13 protein-coding genes and 1 pseudogene are annotated in these 16,943 nt (G+C 51.6%); 11 read left to right on the top strand and 3 right to left on the bottom strand.

Annotation, left to right across the window (positions count from 1 at the left end; all coding sequences use genetic code 11):
- The first annotated feature begins 470 nt into the window (after window positions 1-470).
- Both CSA35_00305 and CSA35_00310 read left to right on the top strand, forming a co-directional pair.
- A complete protein-coding gene (locus tag CSA35_00305) occupies window positions 471-1,655 on the top strand; it encodes an NAD-dependent malic enzyme (protein ID PIE55532.1) in 1,185 nt (394 codons plus the stop codon).
- Window positions 1,656-1,714: 59 nt separating this feature from the next.
- A pseudogene (locus tag CSA35_00310) lies at window positions 1,715-1,849 on the top strand (citrate:sodium symporter).
- Window positions 1,850-2,324: 475 nt separating this feature from the next.
- Here the strand turns inward: CSA35_00310 and CSA35_00315 are convergent.
- Together CSA35_00315 and CSA35_00320 are read right to left on the bottom strand one after the other, a co-directional pair.
- Entirely contained in the window at window positions 2,325-3,686 is a 1,362-nt protein-coding gene (locus tag CSA35_00315; protein PIE55533.1) for an amino acid transporter, read from the bottom strand.
- Window positions 3,687-3,699: 13 nt separating this feature from the next.
- The gene (locus CSA35_00320) at window positions 3,700-4,386 is read right to left on the bottom strand and encodes an isochorismatase (GenBank protein PIE55534.1); all 687 of its coding nucleotides are present in this window, start codon (window positions 4,384-4,386) and stop codon (window positions 3,700-3,702) included.
- 167 nt (window positions 4,387-4,553) lie between these two features.
- Here CSA35_00320 and CSA35_00325 point away from each other — a divergent pair, with 167 nt between their 5' ends.
- The 8 genes from CSA35_00325 (at window position 4,554) to CSA35_00360 (ending at window position 14,200) form a co-directional block, all read left to right on the top strand.
- Window positions 4,554-5,669, top strand: a complete 1,116-nt coding sequence (locus CSA35_00325; GenBank protein PIE55535.1) for a hypothetical protein — start codon at window positions 4,554-4,556, stop codon at window positions 5,667-5,669.
- A complete protein-coding gene (locus CSA35_00330; protein PIE55536.1) occupies window positions 5,614-6,885 on the top strand; it encodes a hypothetical protein in 1,272 nt (423 codons plus the stop codon). Before CSA35_00325 ends, CSA35_00330 begins: the two co-directional genes overlap by 56 nt.
- Window positions 6,886-7,954: 1,069 nt before the next feature.
- On the top strand, window positions 7,955-8,353 hold the full coding sequence (locus tag CSA35_00335) for a hypothetical protein (GenBank protein ID PIE55537.1): 399 nt from the start codon (window positions 7,955-7,957) through the stop codon (window positions 8,351-8,353).
- Window positions 8,354-8,483: 130 nt separating this feature from the next.
- Complete coding sequence (locus CSA35_00340; GenBank protein PIE55538.1) at window positions 8,484-9,269, top strand: class A beta-lactamase; 786 nt, start codon at window positions 8,484-8,486, stop codon at window positions 9,267-9,269.
- A gap of 7 nt (window positions 9,270-9,276) precedes the next feature.
- Entirely contained in the window at window positions 9,277-10,380 is a 1,104-nt protein-coding gene (locus CSA35_00345; GenBank protein PIE55539.1) for a hypothetical protein, read from the top strand.
- A 704-nt stretch (window positions 10,381-11,084) separates the two neighbouring features.
- The gene (locus CSA35_00350; GenBank protein PIE55556.1) at window positions 11,085-12,476 is read left to right on the top strand and encodes a tyrosine phenol-lyase; all 1,392 of its coding nucleotides are present in this window, start codon (window positions 11,085-11,087) and stop codon (window positions 12,474-12,476) included.
- 73 nt (window positions 12,477-12,549) lie between these two features.
- The gene (locus tag CSA35_00355) at window positions 12,550-13,143 is read left to right on the top strand and encodes a hypothetical protein (protein PIE55540.1); all 594 of its coding nucleotides are present in this window, start codon (window positions 12,550-12,552) and stop codon (window positions 13,141-13,143) included.
- A 115-nt stretch (window positions 13,144-13,258) separates the two neighbouring features.
- Entirely contained in the window at window positions 13,259-14,200 is a 942-nt protein-coding gene (locus CSA35_00360) for a peptidase M23 (protein PIE55541.1), read from the top strand.
- A gap of 111 nt (window positions 14,201-14,311) precedes the next feature.
- Here the strand turns inward: CSA35_00360 and CSA35_00365 are convergent, their stop codons facing one another.
- On the bottom strand, window positions 14,312-15,430 hold the full coding sequence (locus tag CSA35_00365) for a hypothetical protein (protein ID PIE55542.1): 1,119 nt from the start codon (window positions 15,428-15,430) through the stop codon (window positions 14,312-14,314).
- A 61-nt stretch (window positions 15,431-15,491) separates the two neighbouring features.
- Here CSA35_00365 and CSA35_00370 point away from each other — a divergent pair, with 61 nt between their 5' ends.
- A complete protein-coding gene (locus CSA35_00370; GenBank protein ID PIE55543.1) occupies window positions 15,492-16,943 on the top strand; it encodes a 2-amino-4-hydroxy-6-hydroxymethyldihydropteridine pyrophosphokinase in 1,452 nt (483 codons plus the stop codon).

Consider the following 16,943-nt stretch of genomic DNA (forward strand, 5'->3'; position numbering starts at 1 on the left):
GGAGCGACTCGCGCGGTTGGAATGGCCGAGAAGGTGTTCCATCAAGCGGAGAGTCTGGAGACGTTGTCTCAGGAGATTCGATCCGAGATGGGACGGTTTGTCGTGAAGTCTACAGCTTTGGTCAAAAAAGACTGATTTTCTGTTATTGAGAGGTACTCTCATCAGGGTGCCTCTTTATCAGTAGAGGTGGAGTATGCGTTGCAACGACGGTTTATCGTGGATGTCCTCCAGTAAGATGATGTCAAGTTCTCGACCTTGTCTCCTGTTCGATGCCGGCAAGGGAAATACGGTAACTTGGTCACTCGTCGCTCTACCCAATGTCTGCGTAACCGGCCCCCTGGATCTGAAAGCACCTGGGGGGGCGGTCGTCCTCGTTCTTATGTTCAAACATATTGATAACGATTGTGGATCACGATACAGTCGGGTAGCGTGATATGCCTCACTAAAGGGCGAAGGGAGAGATGAGAGTCATGAGCGACAACAGCATCTACAGGGAAGCCTTGGATGCCCATGCAGGAGCCAAGGGTAAGCTGACGATAGAGAGCCGGATCCCAGTGCGAAATATGCACGACCTGGCGGTGGTCTATACCCCTGGTGTAGCTGAGCCATGTCGGAGAATTCACGAGGTGCCGGAGGATGTCTATACGTATACCTCCAAGGGAAACATGGTGGCTGTCGTCACGGATGGCAGTGCCGTTTTGGGGTTAGGAGATATCGGTCCGGCGGCCGGGCTCCCGGTCATGGAGGGCAAGGCCGTGCTGTTCAAGCGATTTGCTGGAGTTGACGCCTTTCCCATTTGTGTGGGGAGCAAGGATGTAGATGTCATCGTCGAGACCACGACAATGATCGCCAGCGGATTTGGTGGAGTGAATCTGGAGGACATAGCTGCCCCCCGATGTTTCGAAATTGAGCGGAAGCTCAAAGAGCGTCTCGATATTCCAGTGTTCCACGACGATCAGCATGGAACGGCCGTCATCGTTTTGGCGGGGCTTCTGAACGCCCTTGAGGTCGTGGGCAAGGCCATAGAGGGCGTCAAGATCGTCGTGAACGGTGCTGGAGCCGCCGGTATCGCCATCTGCAAACTTCTTCAGTCCGTGGGGGTTGGACGAATCGTCCTGTGTGATCGCTCTGGGGCTATCTACAGCGGCCGGGAAACTAACATGAACTGGATCAAGGAGGAGATGGCCCGAGTGACCAACAAGGATAGGGAGTCAGGAGCCCTGACCAAGGTCGTGGCCGGAGCCGATGTCTTTCTGGGAGTTTCGGGGCCGGGGCTGGTAACGCCGGACATGGTCCGATCCATGGCTTCCGATCCAATCATCTTCGCCATGGCCAACCCCACACCCGAGATCTATCCTGACGATGCTCGTGCCGCAGGGGCTGCTGTCGTGGCCACGGGGCGAAGCGACTTTCCCAACCAGATCAACAACTGTCTCGGATTCCCAGGGATCTTCAGAGGTGCTCTTGACGTTCGAGCCCGGGACATAGATGAGTCAATGAAACTGGCTGCGGCCTATGCCCTGGCAGGTCTTGTTTCCCGTACGGAACTGTCCCCGGAGAGGATTATCTCTGAGGCTTTAGACGAGAGGGTCGTTCCGGCAATAGCCGAGGCAGTGGCCCAGGCTGCCCGTAAAGCGGGTTTGGCTCGGGACTAGCTTTATTGTATTATGTGGAAGGGGAGAAAGCTACGACAAACCAGTCCGATACAAAGTTCACCATCAATGTGGCCGTTCTCTCGGCTGTGAAACGTATGGAACTCACGCCCTTTGCTGGCCAGATCTCGTCCGGCCTTGGCGGGATTCTCATACTCATTCTGGTGAGTCTGCTGCTTCCCATTTGGGGTGGGTAAAAGATATTCGAGAGAAAGGCACCGGTGGCCATGGGGTTCCCGGTGCCTTTTTTAGTACGTATTGAAATAAGGGGGCTAGAAGAGCTGTGCTCGAATCCCTCAAATGCTATAGAAAACAGCCTCATAGCCCGAGTTGGCGCCATCATCGGAAGCCGTAGCGGCGTGGCATCTGGAGCATCTCTGATGGCAGTGCTCCACCTGGTTCGAACTTGGATGCCTATGGTTGTGGAGCAAATTACCACAATCAATACCCCCATAAGACCAGTTGGTACAACTTAAGACATCTTCCTTGGAAATGCATCCTGTGCCATAGCCTAGTTCGTGAAAGCTCTCTCCCAAAGAGAGCCTCTCCGGGTTGAGTTTCCCTGGAGGTCATCCAAGAGCTCATGAGGTATGAAGAGTCGTGATATTCTTGCTTTTTGGGGAGGGAACGGATCGCGAGAACTACTTTATATATTCTCTTGTGATCTGTGTCCTACGGTTTGTCGATGTCGTCAGGTGTCAGGGTCACGAGCTCAAGGTTTTGGGTTCGACGGTAGTGATTGGAGACCATGTAAATGACGTATCCGACGGCGAAGAAAATGACCAAGGATAAATAGCCGCCGGCGTCGAGCTCCATACATGAACCCGCAATGATCCAGATCGATATAATCAAACCGATGACGAACAGAATGGTGCCACCTGGTGCACGGAAGGGACGAGGCCACTCGGGATGGATCCTGCGAAGGCGCATAACGTCCATGCATGCGATGAAATAAACGATCCCGGCAGCGATACAGGAGATGGCGTAGATGTACTGGACCCAGTTCTCACCGGTAAAGAGACAGAAAAACACGGAAAACAGGTAGACTATCACGTTTGAGAAGAACGGCTGACCGTGGCGATTGACTTTCATAAAGCTCTTGGGGAGCTGGTTCAATTGAGCAGCTCCGTAAAGCACTCTAGCGCTGGAGGTCCAAAACCCCATAAGAGTTGTAAAGGCATGCATGAGTCCCGAGACGATGGCCAGAATTCCTATAATTTTCGGGAGTCCGTAAAGGTCGACCAACTCGGGTTCTGGCATGTTCATTTCGGCTATCTGATGCCATGGTGCCATGCCTCCGATAGCCAACGTTATGAAACAGTAGAGAATTGCCGGTATGAACAAGGCTGCAAGGATGATTTTCCATATTTTGCTGGGAGGGAAGTTCGTCTCCTCTATGAGAGTGGGTGTCATCTCGAATCCTATGAATTTAAGGGAGAAAATGGCCATGGCGATGAAAATTCCCGCCCCGCCCTTTGGAAAGAACCCCTTTTCCAGAGTTATGTTCTCCATGCTCCAGTGCCCGCTTAATAAAAAACTCATCCCCACCAGGATGGAAATGACGACCATCGAGAAAAAAAAGAAATTGGAGAGATTCCCCGTGAGGCTGATATTGTAGTTGGAGAGGAAAAACCAGATTGTTACCGAGGCAATAGCGACGAACATCATAGCTTGCCCTGAGAGGGGGTAGAAGTGATTGATAGCCGTGGCAAAAATAAAGGCCATCATCGGCGGTTCAACCACCTGGATCAGAAACATCATCCATTGAGTCGCAAACCCCATAGTGTTGCCGTAAGCGTTGGTCGTCCATACGTCCACCCCTGCTGCGAACGGAAGCATAGCTGCCAGCTCACCGAAAGCCAGACCTACGGGAATGAGGAGCACTGCCAGAACTGGGAACAAAAAGCCAGCTCCGGCTCCAGTGGTGCTGAACCAATAGGGAGCTTCCGCCAGCCACCCTCCGATGACTGCGCCAGATGATATGGCGATCATCTGCATGAAGCTGAGGTTCCTGTTGAGCTTATTGCCGCCCATTGAAAACACCTCCTTATAAGTTTTTCAACACTTCGTCGGTATTTATGACGTGACAGTAGATGTTGTTGAGGACTTTGAGCTCGTGTTCCTGGATCTCCTGGGTGGCAGCAGCGCATGCATCCTCAATGAGCCAGACGGAAAAGCTTTCGTCGGCCAGGCTGCGCACAGTTCCTGAGACGCACTGATCGGTGAAGACCCCCGTAACGACCACACTTTGAATGCCACAATTATGGAGCATGAGACGAAGAGACGTACCACTCACCGCGCTGTCGGTAGTTTTCATCACCACGATCTCGTCCTTGATTGGGGACAAGGAGGGGGTGATTTCGGCTTCCGGAGAGCCCATGGGAAGTAGAAGTTCGTTGAAGCCAGTGGCTTTCTGGTCTATAGAGCGATCTCGCCCGTCCGCTAGTTGGCTGGTGATTCTGGCATGACAGACCAACATACCCTTCTCCCTAAAGGCAGCCAGCAAATGTTGGTTATTTGGCAGGACCACGGAATCGATCCGATTATAAAATGGTTCCCATTTGGCGTAGTAGGCCCGCTTTCGTTCACTCATTCCCTTGGTCTTGGGGCGGTTCAAGAAATAATTCTGCATGTCGACGATAAGAAGAGCGGTTCGATCCCTTTCGAAAGAGATCTCCCCATAGTCATCGTCCAGCTCATAGTAGAACGAACAATAGCGGTCGTTGATTTTCATGGTGTTTCTCCCTCCTTCGTGTTTAGGTTTGCCAACAAGGCCTTCTTCTTAATTCTATTCGTCACAAAAATCGATGATCAATAGTTCAAAACGACTTTTTTGTCCACCTTTTCTCTCATAAAAGACGGTTTTGCACAGAGAGTTGTCGATTTTATACGCTAATCAGCTTGGGACAAGCGCGTACAATTTTCACAGAGAAAGGAGGTACACTTTCATTGAAAGGAATTCTGATCGCCGAGGACGAGACTATCGAGCGGAAGTTCCTCGTTCGGATGGTGGAGGAGAGCGGTCTCTACCGGGTCGTGGGAGCAGCAGAGGATGGGCAGATGGCCGTTGAATTGGCAATGCTTCATCGTCCCGAGCTTGTTCTCATGGACATACGTATGCCTGTATTGGACGGCCTGGAGGCGACCCGTAGAATCAAAAGATATCTTCCTGAGACCATCGTGATTCTGAATTCTGCCTACGCCGAGTTTCAATTTGCTCAAAAAGCTATAGAATTCGGTGTGGATGCGTACCTGGTCAAGCCGTCGTCCAAGGAGGAGATTCTGGAGGTTCTCGCATCTCATCTGGGGGCCAATTTTGAGGACGGGGTCGATGAAGCACGGGACAGGCCGCTCTTTTCCCTTTTTCCTCAGAAGGCGATTGAGGCCTTCGGAGCGGCTCTCGCTTTTGGTGATCGTTATTCTCTGATGAGCTCTATGGAGTCGTTGCGAGAGTACCTTGGTTTTGAGCAGTCATTGGACATATTGAAGATCCAGGTCATCAACGTTATTTTTAACCTAGAAAAAACGTGTTACGATAAGGGAGTCTCGACGGATGTTATCGAATATCTTCAGGGGAGACAGACGATCCTGGATATGTCATATTCCTGGTCCTGCAGGGAGATTCAGACAAAGGCTCTTGCTTTTCTGGAGCGGCTAAGATCGGTCGCGGATGTCCATGTTCGTTCAAGAAGCTCGCCAGTCGAGGTGGTCCATCGTTTCATCGACGAAGATTTTCGAGAATACATTCGGGTTGAAACCCTAGTAAAGAAGGTTTTTCTAAGCCCGGACTACCTCGGGAGACTATATCGGGAACAGATGGGAGAGTCTATCCTTCAGAGCCTCAGACACCGGAGGCTTGAGGAGACCTGTCGTCTTTTGCTCCAAACGGAGCTTCGGATCTATCAGATTGCCGAAAAAGCTGGTTTTAGAAGCATGTCGAGCTTCCATAAGGCCTTTCAGGATGCTTTTGGCATGCCCCCTCAGGCGTGGCGAAAAAAGGAGCGAGGAGATGCTTGATCTGAACGATCTGGTAACCAAAGACCTCCAGCAAAAACTCCAGGAGTCCTTCGCATATGCTACGGGTTTTGGGGTGGTGTTTGTCGACAAGCACGGTCGTCATATAGGAGAAGGAAGTAATTTTACCCGTTTTTGTTCAGCTGTTAACAAGACGCCGCTGGGACGAGAGTGTTGCCGATGTTCCAACGAACAGGCCATATCCATCGGGTTAAGGGAGGATCGGCCCTCCATCTACGTCTGTCATGCTGGTCTGGTCAATATTGAGATTCCCCTGATACTCGACGGAGAATACATCGGAGCCATGACGGCGGGACAAGTCCTCTGCGACGATATGACTCATTTCCCCAGGGATCCATTCTCAAGACGGATGAACTGGTTGGAGAATAGGAGATACGCCGAATACTATGGTGAAATAGCGACGCTCAGCAGAAAACAGATAGAGGAGACGGCCCGTTCTCTTCAGACTTTGACAGACTACATACTACAGGTCCACGCTCATGCTCGCCTGCAGAACGAGATGAACGAGATGGTCAAAGCACTTCTCCGTGCTCAGGAGCAGCAGATGGAGCTTAATCGACAACTGGCGAACGCCAAATTCGATGCCCTTCAAAAACAAGTTATGCCTCATTTTATCTTCAACGTCCTCAACTCTATCTCCAGGCTTCTTGATATGGGAGAGATGAAGAAGGCCTCTCATATGCTGTCGTCTTTCTCGGGTATGCTTCGCTATAACCTGACCATGTCCGAGGCCCATGTCTCTCTGAGGCAGGAGATGGAACATGTTCGTAGATACATGGACATACAAAAAGCTCGCTTTGACGACAAGATACAGTACGTTGTGTCCTGTGATCGAGAGACGGAAGATCTGATCGTGCCCTTTTGCACCGTCCAGCCTATCGTGGAGAATGCCGTCGAACACGGTCTTCTTAAGGAAGGAGATGGGGGAACGCTCGTCGTCGAGAGTTTTCGAGAAGATGGCGCCGTCGAGATCTGTGTGAGCGACAATGGCGTAGGCATGGGAGAGGGGGAGCTCCAAAGACTGAGAGAGAGGGTATTTGGGAAGAATCCTCAGGGCAATCAGAAACTGGGTGTTCGAAACTGCTATCAGCGGTTGATGCTCCTGTATGGTCACCGCTGTCGGTTCGATCTGGAGAGTGAACGAGGGAGAGGCACTAAGGTGACGATAACCGTGTTTGACGAGAGAAGACCGGGATGAACCTGCTCCCGTGAGTGATGCCCTCTCCGTGACTCCGTATCCGTCTTGGAGAGGAGAATAGGAACTGGCTTCTGCCTCTATAGCGGATACAGGGGCGTCGTTGTGTGGCGGGCAATATAAGACACCTCTGTCGTTAAAAATCCGTTTAAGAGAAGGCAAGGGATGAAAATTGCGCCATTAAGGACAGAAAAACACCGGAAGACTTGCCTGAGTAAAAGAAAACTCAAAAAGAGACCAAGACCAGGTAGACGAAGAAAAACGGCAAAAATTCTTCGAAAATAAGAAACACGTAGAGATCGAAATTAAGCATAAAATTATCCGAGACGATAGGGTACCCGATGCCTTAGCCCAGGACAGCAACATATTTAAGGGCCTCATAGATCCGAGTAACACCAACAAAACATCTCTACCGAATCAGCCTATAAAAGCGATGAGAACAACGCCTGGCTTGAGGAAGGGGGGCTACAGACCGAGGATACAACATACAGGACACAGAGGGTAACTGGCGATAGAGGCTTTGTACCCAACGTATTTCGTCTCGTCGGTGGAAACGAAACCATCGAGAATGTCGATAGCTTCGAAAGAGCAGATCTGAATACAAGAGCCGAAAATTATGCAGCCGAAGGGACACGCGTTCAGAGGGCCTCTGGGTAGGATTGCGCCTCGGAGACGGGTAAGGTGCACGTTTCTTCACTAATTCGAAAAGGATCAAATGAAACACAGCGCAGCCAGATTTAGCTTCATTTGTTTCACTCGCCGGTGAACTTACCGGTATGTTCTTCTGAAGAGCATGCGTCGTGTTATGCATTTTATGGCGGATCTGAATCTACTGTCTGTGTGTGGTGTGGTGACCTAACAGTATCAGAAAACGCTCAGATTCGTCGTTTTGTTTTCCTAGGGATCTGATCCTCTATCGACCCAACTTCAGGAATGAGGGTCTTTGCCTCCTCTGTGTAACAAATGTATTGAAACCTACACATTACAATGACAGGCATCCAAGTAACCATGGCTGTTTTGGTGGCTTATGGGATTGTGATCAAGGGGGGGGGCTAGTTTTGCTGTGGCGGTTATGCTTATTACCGCGGTTATAACGAGATTTGCTGGGAAGATGTCTCTTAATGAAATTTTTGATTCTATTTGTCATGGGGCAAGCCGTTTGATGTGGCTCTTTTTCCTCTTCGTTCTGTTCAACCCCTTTATTCAGTTCGTTAGCGAAACTGGAGCTTTTACGGCACTTGCAAATATGCTGCAACCCCTTATTGAAAAGAGCGGTCAAGTGGGATTTCTGGGGCTCTCTATGCTGGTAGGGGTCTTTGGTATTCCTGGAGCTGCAGTAGCTCAGCTTCAGGTGATTCATGAAATGTTTCTCCCCCTGGTGAAACAGTTGGATATTCCCATGACACTTTGGGCTTTGGTGTTGTTAGTAGGTTCTCAGATGACTTTTTTGCCTTTCCTGGAGGAGATATGATAGGAGAGATGAGGCTTGCCCGTTCTGAGGATTTGAAATCCATGGTTATTAATGGACTTATCCTGACCTTTGCGGTAGCCGGATATGTCATGATCAGGGCCTTTCTGGCTTTTCGTTAGGGATGAGAAACATGTTTAATATTATATCTGATAGAATTAATAGCCTGAGTGGTACAGTAGGTCTAGTTATTGAGGATCTGCAGGGAAAAAACCGGAAGGAATGGAATGCGACAGAGCTTTTTCCTGCTGCCAGCGTGATCAAGCTTCCAATACTTTGGGAGCTATTCAGCAGGGTGGAGAAAAAAGACTTCTCCCTACAGGATGAAGTGGAACTTCTGGAAGAAGATAAAGTAGAGGGTTTTGGGATTCTTAAAGAAATGCATGCCGGGCTTCGGCTTTCGTTGAAAGACATTGCTACACTTATGATTGTGTTGAGTGATAATGTGGCTACTAATATGCTCATTGATCTTCTTGGTATGGACAATATCAACGATACTATTGAGAGCCTTGGTCTAAAACAAACCTCGCTGCAGCGGAAAATGATGGATAGCGAAGCAAAAGACCGAGGAGCGGATAATTTCACTTCCCCTGAAGATGTGGCTCTTCTTTTGAGGCATTATCTAGAAAATGCGGAGCTTTCCTCTTTTTCAAGGGATGTTATGCTGGACATCCTATTGCGACAGCAGTGTAATAATAAACTGCCTTTTCGGATGCCTCCAGGGGCTCCTTTTGCCCATAAAACAGGGGATCTTCCCGGTACGGAACATGATGTCGGTATTCTGTTGTTCCCTGAGAAAACTCTGCTTGTGGTGGTAATGACAAAAGATCTTAGAGATAATCAAAAAGGGATCATTTTTCATAATGAAATAGGTGAATTGCTCTATACAACATTTGCCATGACACATATCAAGGAGTGATTCTACTGTGCATAACAGCAAAATTGTGGATGTTAGAACCAGGGTTTTTGAACTTCCTCTGAAAAAAACCTGGGAAATTGCGCTTTATGCGGCAAATACTCGTGCTCATGCAGTGGTGCGTTTGGAAACCGAGGATGGCATCGTAGGTTATGGGGAGGCCTCTCCTTCTCCTGCTTTCATGGGGGAGACAGGATACACCATAGAAACTGTTATTAATCGCTATATTAAAGAAGTCGTTGTGGGGGAGAATCTTTTTGATATCGCCAAAATACATCAAAAGATGGATGCTTCCATTGATGGCAATACCGCAGCTAAGGCGGCAGTGGACATTGCGGTATACGATGCTATGGGAAAAAGTCTCGGGCTTCCTGTCTATACGTTGTTAGGAGGTAAGGTGCGATCGAAGATGCCCCTCTCTTGGGTTGTCGGGCTTCAGGACTTCCAGCATTCTTTGGAAGAGGCCCGTCAGCGAGTGCAAGAGGGCTATGGGGTTATCAAAATTAAAGTAGGAAAGGATCTTGAAAAGGATGTGAATTTGATTCATGCTCTCCGAGAGGAGCTTGGAAGTGATGTTCGTCTCCGACTGGATGCAAATCAGGGTTTTACACCGAGAGAAGCCGTTACGCTTTTGGAGCGAGTTCGGGATTGTTTAGTGGAGTCCATCGAACAACCTGTTCGAAAATGGGATCTTCAGGGTCTTCGCTTCGTTCGGGATAATGCTCGAGGTGTTCCCGTAATGGCCGATGAAAGTGCCTCAAACATACACGATCTTTGCAATGTGGTGCGTCATGAAGCGGCCGATATTTTCAACGTCAAGGTTGGTAAGGTAGGAGGGCTCTATCGAGCATGTCAAATGGCAGGAATTATTGAAGCAGCAGGATTGAAAGGAACTGCGGGAAGTAATTTAGAGGTCTCTATCGGTGAAGCCGCTAGTGTCCATTTCGTTGCGAGCCAGCCTGTCCTTTCGTATCCGAACGACATGTTATTGGGGTCGGAACTGCATAGAACCAATTTAGTGGCGGAGCCTCTGCTTATCGAGAAGGGGCAGGTAGTCTGTCCAGAGAAACCAGGCCTTGGGATCGATGTTGATTCTGGTTTATTTAAAAAATAGCTGAGAAGTCCATTTCTTTAATTTATCAAAGAAAAAAGCCTTCAGGGCTCCTTTAAAAAAGGAAAAAACACAGCTCGTTGAAAAGTAGGACAGTCCCCTTGCTTTTATTCTAAAAGGAATCTTATTAGGACAGGTGCCTGCTCTCGAGTCAAAAGGTTGTGTTTTTAGAGGGGCTCTTTAGTAATGTTCTCTTTTGTATAGGCTAGACAGTGTCGTCACGATATATTTGCCCACAGGGCCAAACAATGAATCTGCACCGCTAGGGCACCCGTATCGTACGCTCTGTCGGCCAGCAGGTACTCGGCGTCTCTTCCTTCAATCAGGGTATGAGCCTGGCTGCAATCCGCTCGGGTACCTTCTGTAACAGGGATTCGGATCGGCATGCCACGCGCATCCACGGCCAGACGTATCCTTGTGTTAAGCCCCCTTCCCACGAACCCCTTCCGCCGGGAAGATGAGGTTCCAGCAGTTTCCATATCCGAAATGTCGTGTCTTCTATGCAAAGCGTCTATGGTACATTCCTCCCGAATCTCTATTTTCTGAGAAAGTTTACCACAATACAGATATCATGACGACACTGTCTAGAACAGTTCTGGCAGAAGCCCTAAAATCCTGTAGAAAACGTCCTCATAGCACATGTTATACTTATGATGAGGAGTTCGTTCTGTGCAAGAGTATCCATAATTTTTTGAGAGGTGTTGTCTATTATGGCCAAGTTCATACCAGAACCCTATCGTATCAAGATGGTGGAGCCCATTAAGGTGACGACTCGGGAACACAGAGAGGCTGCCATCCGGGAGGCATCCTATAACCTGTTCCGGCTGAAGGGTGAGGACGTCTACGTGGACGCTCTTACCGACTCGGGTACCAACGCTATGAGCGACGCTCAGTGGGCGGCTCTTATGAGGGGCGACGAGGCGTACGCTGGGGGCTCTAGCTACTTCAAGCTGGTTGAGGCCGCTCAGGATATTTTCGGGTATCGGTACATCCAGCCGGTCCACCAGGGGAGAGCAGCAGAGAAGGTGCTGTTTCCGGCATTCCTGGAGTCGGGCAAATACGCTATTGCTAACCTGTTCTTCGATACGACCCGAGCCCATGTAGAGTTGGCCGGGGCCCGGTGTCTGGAATGTTGTAACCCCGAGGCCGCTGACACCCAACTTCGAGCTCCCTTCAAGGGGAACATGGATGTGTCAAGGATGGAGGCCGTTATTCGGGATAAGGGGCCTGAAAACATTGGGATGGTGGTTATGACCATCACCAACAACTCAGCGGGAGGCCAGCCCGTTTCTCTGGAGAACATGCGTCAGGTGGCGGAGATTTGCAAACGGTACGGTATTCACCTGAACATCGACGCTGCCCGGTATGCCGAGAACGCGATGTTCGTCAAGCTTCGGGAGGATGCGTGTCGAGATATGTCGATCCAGGAGATTACTCGGGCCTTTTTTGACCTGGCCGATACTTTTACCATGTCGGCCAAGAAGGACACCATCGTCAATATGGGGGGGCTCATCGGCGTCAGGGACGATCAGGCACCTTATATCCTTAAGATCAAGGCCAACTGCATTTCCGGCGAGGGCTTCTACACCTACGGTGGTCTGAACGGCCGTGACCTTGAATCCATGGCTGTCGGTCTCTACGAGGGGTTGGACGAGAACTGGCTTCGCTATCGTATCGGTACCATGGAGTATATGGGCGAGATTCTTGACGAGCTGGGTATCCCTTATCAGGCACCCGCCGGGGGGCACGGCATTTTTCTGGATGCAGCCAAGTTCTATCCTCAGATTTCCTACGATCAGTTCCCCGGCCAGGTCTTGGCGGTGGAGCTCTATAAGGAATGCGGACTCAGGTCATGCGATATCGGTTCGTACATGATGGGCAACGATCCCGACACGGGGAAGCAGATCAAGTCCATCAACGAGTTTACCCGGCTGGCTATTCCCCGCAGGGTGTACACCCAGTCCCATTACGATATGGTCCTGGAGGCTATAGACCGAATCTGGAAACGTCGGGAGTCGGTAAAGCACGGTTATCGGATCACCTGGGAGCCTCCGATACTTCGTCATTTCCAGGCATCCCTGGCCCCGGTGGAGGGCTGATCGGCTCTCAGGCTGCTTTTCACTTTTCAGAGGAACGAAGAGGGGAGAAGACGAGAAAGGAGGGTGATCCTCTATGAGCGTTGAGAAAAGAGCTCGGGATACTTTCGCCACTCGTTGGGGTTTCACACTGGCCTGTATCGGTTCGGCGGTGGGTATGGGCAACATCTGGATGTTCCCCCAGCGGGTCTCCAAGTACGGTGGTGGGACCTTTCTGATTCCTTATTTCCTGTTCATGATCCTCATCGCGGCCTCAGGTGTGGTTGGCGAGATGGCTTTGGGACGGGGCACCAGATCAGGGTCCATGGGAGCTTTCCGATGTGCAGTGGAGTCTCGGGGTGGACGTGGTGCTCTGGGCGAGCTTCTGGGTGCTGTTCCCGTTCTTGGTTCTTTGGCCCTGGCCATTGGGTATTCGGTGGTCGTGGGCTGGATCCTGAAATACACTGATGGGATGGACGCCGTGTCCATCTACGTCTGTCTCCTAGGTGCCGCTATGGCTGGGATCATGTTTTTCTGGGGCTTCGGTGGTGCGTACGTGGCTGGAAAACTTCAAAAGGGTAGGAAGGCGCCGCTCCCCCGGTGGGGCATTCCGCTTGGGACCTACGTCTATTGTGTTCTGACTGTCGTGGTGTTGATCCTGGGCGTCGTTATTCCAGGAGGCATCGGCTGATCTCTGAAATCGTGTGTCGAAAGTCGTTGGGAGCTTATCCTGGCGACGTTTGGTGGTGATATACTGAATCCCGATGGCCTGAGGTCGTCGGGAATTTTTATATTCAGGAGGGCCTATGACTACAAAGAGTCACCAATCTGTGATATCGCGGCTGATGATGGCCTGCTTTTTGATGTTTGTGACTGCCAGGACAGCCTTGGCTGGACCTGTGGAGTTTTGGGCTCCCAGGCAGGTCCTGCTGGGTGAGCCCTTTTTGGTACAGGTGAAGGTATGGGGGGAGGCTGATCGGTGTACTCTGTCATGGAGGGGGCGGAACGTGCCCGTGGAGCTTCGGGATGCCGGGGATGGCCTCCTGGAGGGAGTCGCGCTGCTGGGAACCGATGCTGCCAGAAAACCGGCTGTCGGGGAACTCCTCAAGGTATGGGTGGCTTCTCAGGAGGTGCGGTTCGTTTCCCGGTGGACCATAGACGTCCTCCCCAAGGTTTATCCTTCTGAGCATCTGACCGTGACCTCGTCCATGGTTCATCCTCCCACCTCAGTGCATGAACGAATCGCCAAAGAACGGATCAGGCTCCGAGCTGCGTTGAACACAGTGACTGACAGGCGTTTATGGTCTTTACCCTTTCTTCGCCCCGTGTTGGGGACAATCTCAAGTCCTTACGGTTTCCGTCGGATCTACAACGGCATTCCCAGGCGTCGCCATAGTGGTACGGATTTTCGAGCTCCTGTGGGTACACCGGTCCGGTGTGCTGCTTCTGGACGGGTGATCCTGACGGGGAATTTCTACTATGTCGGGCGGGCGGTCTACGTGGATCATGGGCAATCGGTGATATCCATGTATTTTCACCTGTCGGAGATTGCTGTGAGGGAGGGGCAAATGGTCAATGCGGGGGATATTTTGGGAGTCTCTGGAAAATCCGGGAGGGTGACTGGACCACATCTCCATTTTGGTGTGGCCCTGGGAGGTCGATTAGTAGATCCCATGCCTTTGCTTATGGGGGACGAGGGGACCATGTTGGCAGAGACGACCATAGGACGCTCCAAATCTAAGCCTTAATTTTCGGGAGGGGGAAACGGACATCTCTGTGTTCTCGATTGCTCTACTGGGGGATTTTCTATGAGATGCTCCCGTTCATCAGGGTAAGTCATTTCAATTATGATGTAAATGTTAGCGATGCAGGATGTCCAAAAGGCGCAGAAGAAGGCCTTTTTGGAGGTCGATAGCGTCCTGAGGACACATCTCCTGGCAACAATAGCAACGTATACATGATTGGTAGTCGAAGACCAATTGCGCCCCCCGAATGGTTATAGCGTCAGCCGGACAGATGCGGACGCACTTGCCGCACAGAACGCAACGTTGTTGGTTCTGAACCGGTCGGGATGCCAGAATATCACGACCAAAGTTATCCAGCAATGAGGGGAGGAGGCGGAGGGAATCCTCGGGTGGCAGTATGACCGATTTGAACTGGAGAGGAAGCCGAGGATCGGATATCCGTCGAATGTTTTTCGGAAGGACTCCTGCCTTTTTTGCCGAACGATACAGAGGAAAGGACGGCAAGGGTACTCCCATCATGGGGGCAAGGGTCAGGTCCAGGGCTAAGGAATCGTCCGAAGCTGCGATCAGGTCGAAGCGTCGGGCCATGCCGTTGGATGGTCCTCGCCCCTCCATGCCCAGGACGCCATCCAATATGGTGAGGGCAGGAGGGCAGGCTGCCCATATTTCCACAAGAAGGCGAGCAAATTGATCCCGATCCAATCCCACCTTGTAGTGCCATTCAGCCTTTCTCTGAGCGACGACCGTCCCGAATAGGTTTTTGACGCCGAGGGTCAGGGTCATCTGGCAGTGGGTCTTCATCTTGGGCAGGTTGACGATTCTATCGGCCTCCAGGACCTGACGGGAGAGTTCGATCCGTCGAAAGGGGGTGCCTGGTCGGGGTGGTACGGGGCAGGAGTCAGTTAAAGGGATCACGGGAATGCCCAGCTCTTGACCAACCCTTGCCATGCCGGTTTTCGCTGCCACCGCTCGAAATCGATCGATTCCCGGGCTGTCGGCCACGACGGGCCGTCCTCTGCAGTCTAAAATCAACTCGGCTACGGCTTGTACCACCGATGGATGGGTGGTCACGGCTTCGTCAGGGGCATGGGCTCCCAGAAGGTTGGGCTTGATAAGCACGGAATCTCCCGGTTTGACGAAATGCGCCATTCCTCCCAGCTTGTCCACGATTGCGGCGATGGCCTCCTTGGCTGAGCGGTAGGATCGGCATTTTTTCAGGACAACCGTCGCCATAAAGATCTCTCCCTTCTGGTACAATGTGTTCCACGACAGCGTTCAACGAGGAGGAACGGTCATGAACCAAGACCAAAGAATTTTTCTGGCCCTTGGGGCTAACTTGGGTGATCGCCAGGGGAATATCCTTCAGGCCCTTCAGTATCTTCAGGCCAAGGTGGAGGTTGTGGCGGTATCGCCCCTGTATGAGACCGATCCAGTGGGGTATGCGGATCAGCCCCGCTTTCTTAACGGAGTGTGTGAGATCCGATCAGACCTCTCGCCGGGGGAAATTCTGACCTTGGCCAAGTGGGTAGAACAGTGTATGGGGCGGATGCCGTCCTTCTGCAATGCCCCTCGTCCCATAGATGTGGATTTGATCCTCTACGGCGATCAGGTGGTGCGCGACGATGACCTGGAGGTCCCCCATCCCAGGATGCACGAGCGGGGGTTTGTCTTGGCGCCTCTGGCGAAACTGGCTCCTGACGTGGTCCATCCCGTTTTAGGGCGGCGTGTGGCCGATCTTCTGTCGGACGTTGACCTGAGCGGAGTAGAGCTGGTCCGTCGAGGACTTCAGTTTCCCCTGGATCGGGATGTTCAAAAAAGCGCGCCCGATGTGCCCTTGTTCTTGGGCCGGGTTGGAGTTACCGGGTTGGAACGGATCATCCGTCTGGAGCATGGCGGTAAGGTCTCTCTGTTTTACGCCACCATGGATCTGTTTGCTGACCTGGAGGCGCGCCGGGCCGGGGTTCATATGTCTCGGTTCAGCGAGATCCTGGAGGACGTCGCTGACTCGGTGGTTGGTGAGGCCGCACCGGACATTGAGACTCTGGCTTCCCAGCTAGCTTCATTGGTTGCAGACCGTCAGGAGGCTCTGCGAGCGGAGGTTAGGATCAAAGCCCGATTCCCCCTGAAAAAACACACTCCTATTTCGGGTCGGGAATCTCAGGAGATCTACCGGTTCATAGGTATCGCTGCCTGTTTCGGGAGTACCTGCCGCACCGTCTCCGGAGTGGAGGTGGATGGCTTGACCGTCTGTCCCTGTGCTCAGGAGATGATCCGTTCTCATTCCAAGGAGCTTCTCATGTCCCAAGGCTACGATCAAGACGAGGCCGAGCGGATCGTTGCTATCCTGCCCCTGGCCTCCCATAATCAGCGGGGACGAGCCACTCTCATGATCGGTGGTGGAACCGTTTGGGCCGAAAGCCTGGTCCACCTGGCTGAGGCATCTATGAGCTCGGAGATATACGAGCTCCTCAAGAGGCCGGACGAGTTTTTCGTGGTCAACAAGGCTCACGCCAATCCGAGGTTCGTGGAGGACGTTGTTCGAGAGATTCTTCGGAACGTGATGGAGATCTCGCCTGAGCTCCCCGACGATGCCTTTGTCCTGGCTCGTCAGGAAAATTTTGAGAGCATCCATCGTCACAACGCTTTCGCTGAGCGGACGGCGCTTTTGGGCGACCTTCGTCGGGAAATGGCCGGTGGGGCTCCCGGTGAGCCTGTGTCCCTGGAAAGTTGGTTGTTCCGGTCCTGA

Source organism: Dethiosulfovibrio peptidovorans (genome assembly GCA_002748665.1).
GTDB classification, from domain to species: Bacteria; Synergistota; Synergistia; order Synergistales; family Dethiosulfovibrionaceae; genus Dethiosulfovibrio; species Dethiosulfovibrio peptidovorans_A.

What these genes read in the sequence shown, in the direction of transcription:
- CSA35_00305 (PIE55532.1), top strand. Translation starts at nt 471, where the DNA reads ATGAGCGACAACAGCATCTACAGGGAAGCCTTGGATGCCCATGCAGGA.
- CSA35_00365 (PIE55542.1), bottom strand. Translation starts at nt 15,430, where the DNA reads ATGGCGACGGTTGTCCTGAAAAAATGCCGATCCTACCGCTCAGCCAAG.
- CSA35_00355 (PIE55540.1), top strand. Translation starts at nt 12,550, where the DNA reads ATGAGCGTTGAGAAAAGAGCTCGGGATACTTTCGCCACTCGTTGGGGT.
- CSA35_00315 (PIE55533.1), bottom strand. Translation starts at nt 3,686, where the DNA reads ATGGGCGGCAATAAGCTCAACAGGAACCTCAGCTTCATGCAGATGATC.
- CSA35_00320 (PIE55534.1), bottom strand. Translation starts at nt 4,386, where the DNA reads ATGAAAATCAACGACCGCTATTGTTCGTTCTACTATGAGCTGGACGAT.
- CSA35_00370 (PIE55543.1), top strand. Translation starts at nt 15,492, where the DNA reads ATGAACCAAGACCAAAGAATTTTTCTGGCCCTTGGGGCTAACTTGGGT.
- CSA35_00335 (PIE55537.1), top strand. Translation starts at nt 7,955, where the DNA reads ATGCTTATTACCGCGGTTATAACGAGATTTGCTGGGAAGATGTCTCTT.
- CSA35_00340 (PIE55538.1), top strand. Translation starts at nt 8,484, where the DNA reads ATGTTTAATATTATATCTGATAGAATTAATAGCCTGAGTGGTACAGTA.
- CSA35_00360 (PIE55541.1), top strand. Translation starts at nt 13,259, where the DNA reads ATGACTACAAAGAGTCACCAATCTGTGATATCGCGGCTGATGATGGCC.
- CSA35_00330 (PIE55536.1), top strand. Translation starts at nt 5,614, where the DNA reads ATGCTTTTGGCATGCCCCCTCAGGCGTGGCGAAAAAAGGAGCGAGGAG.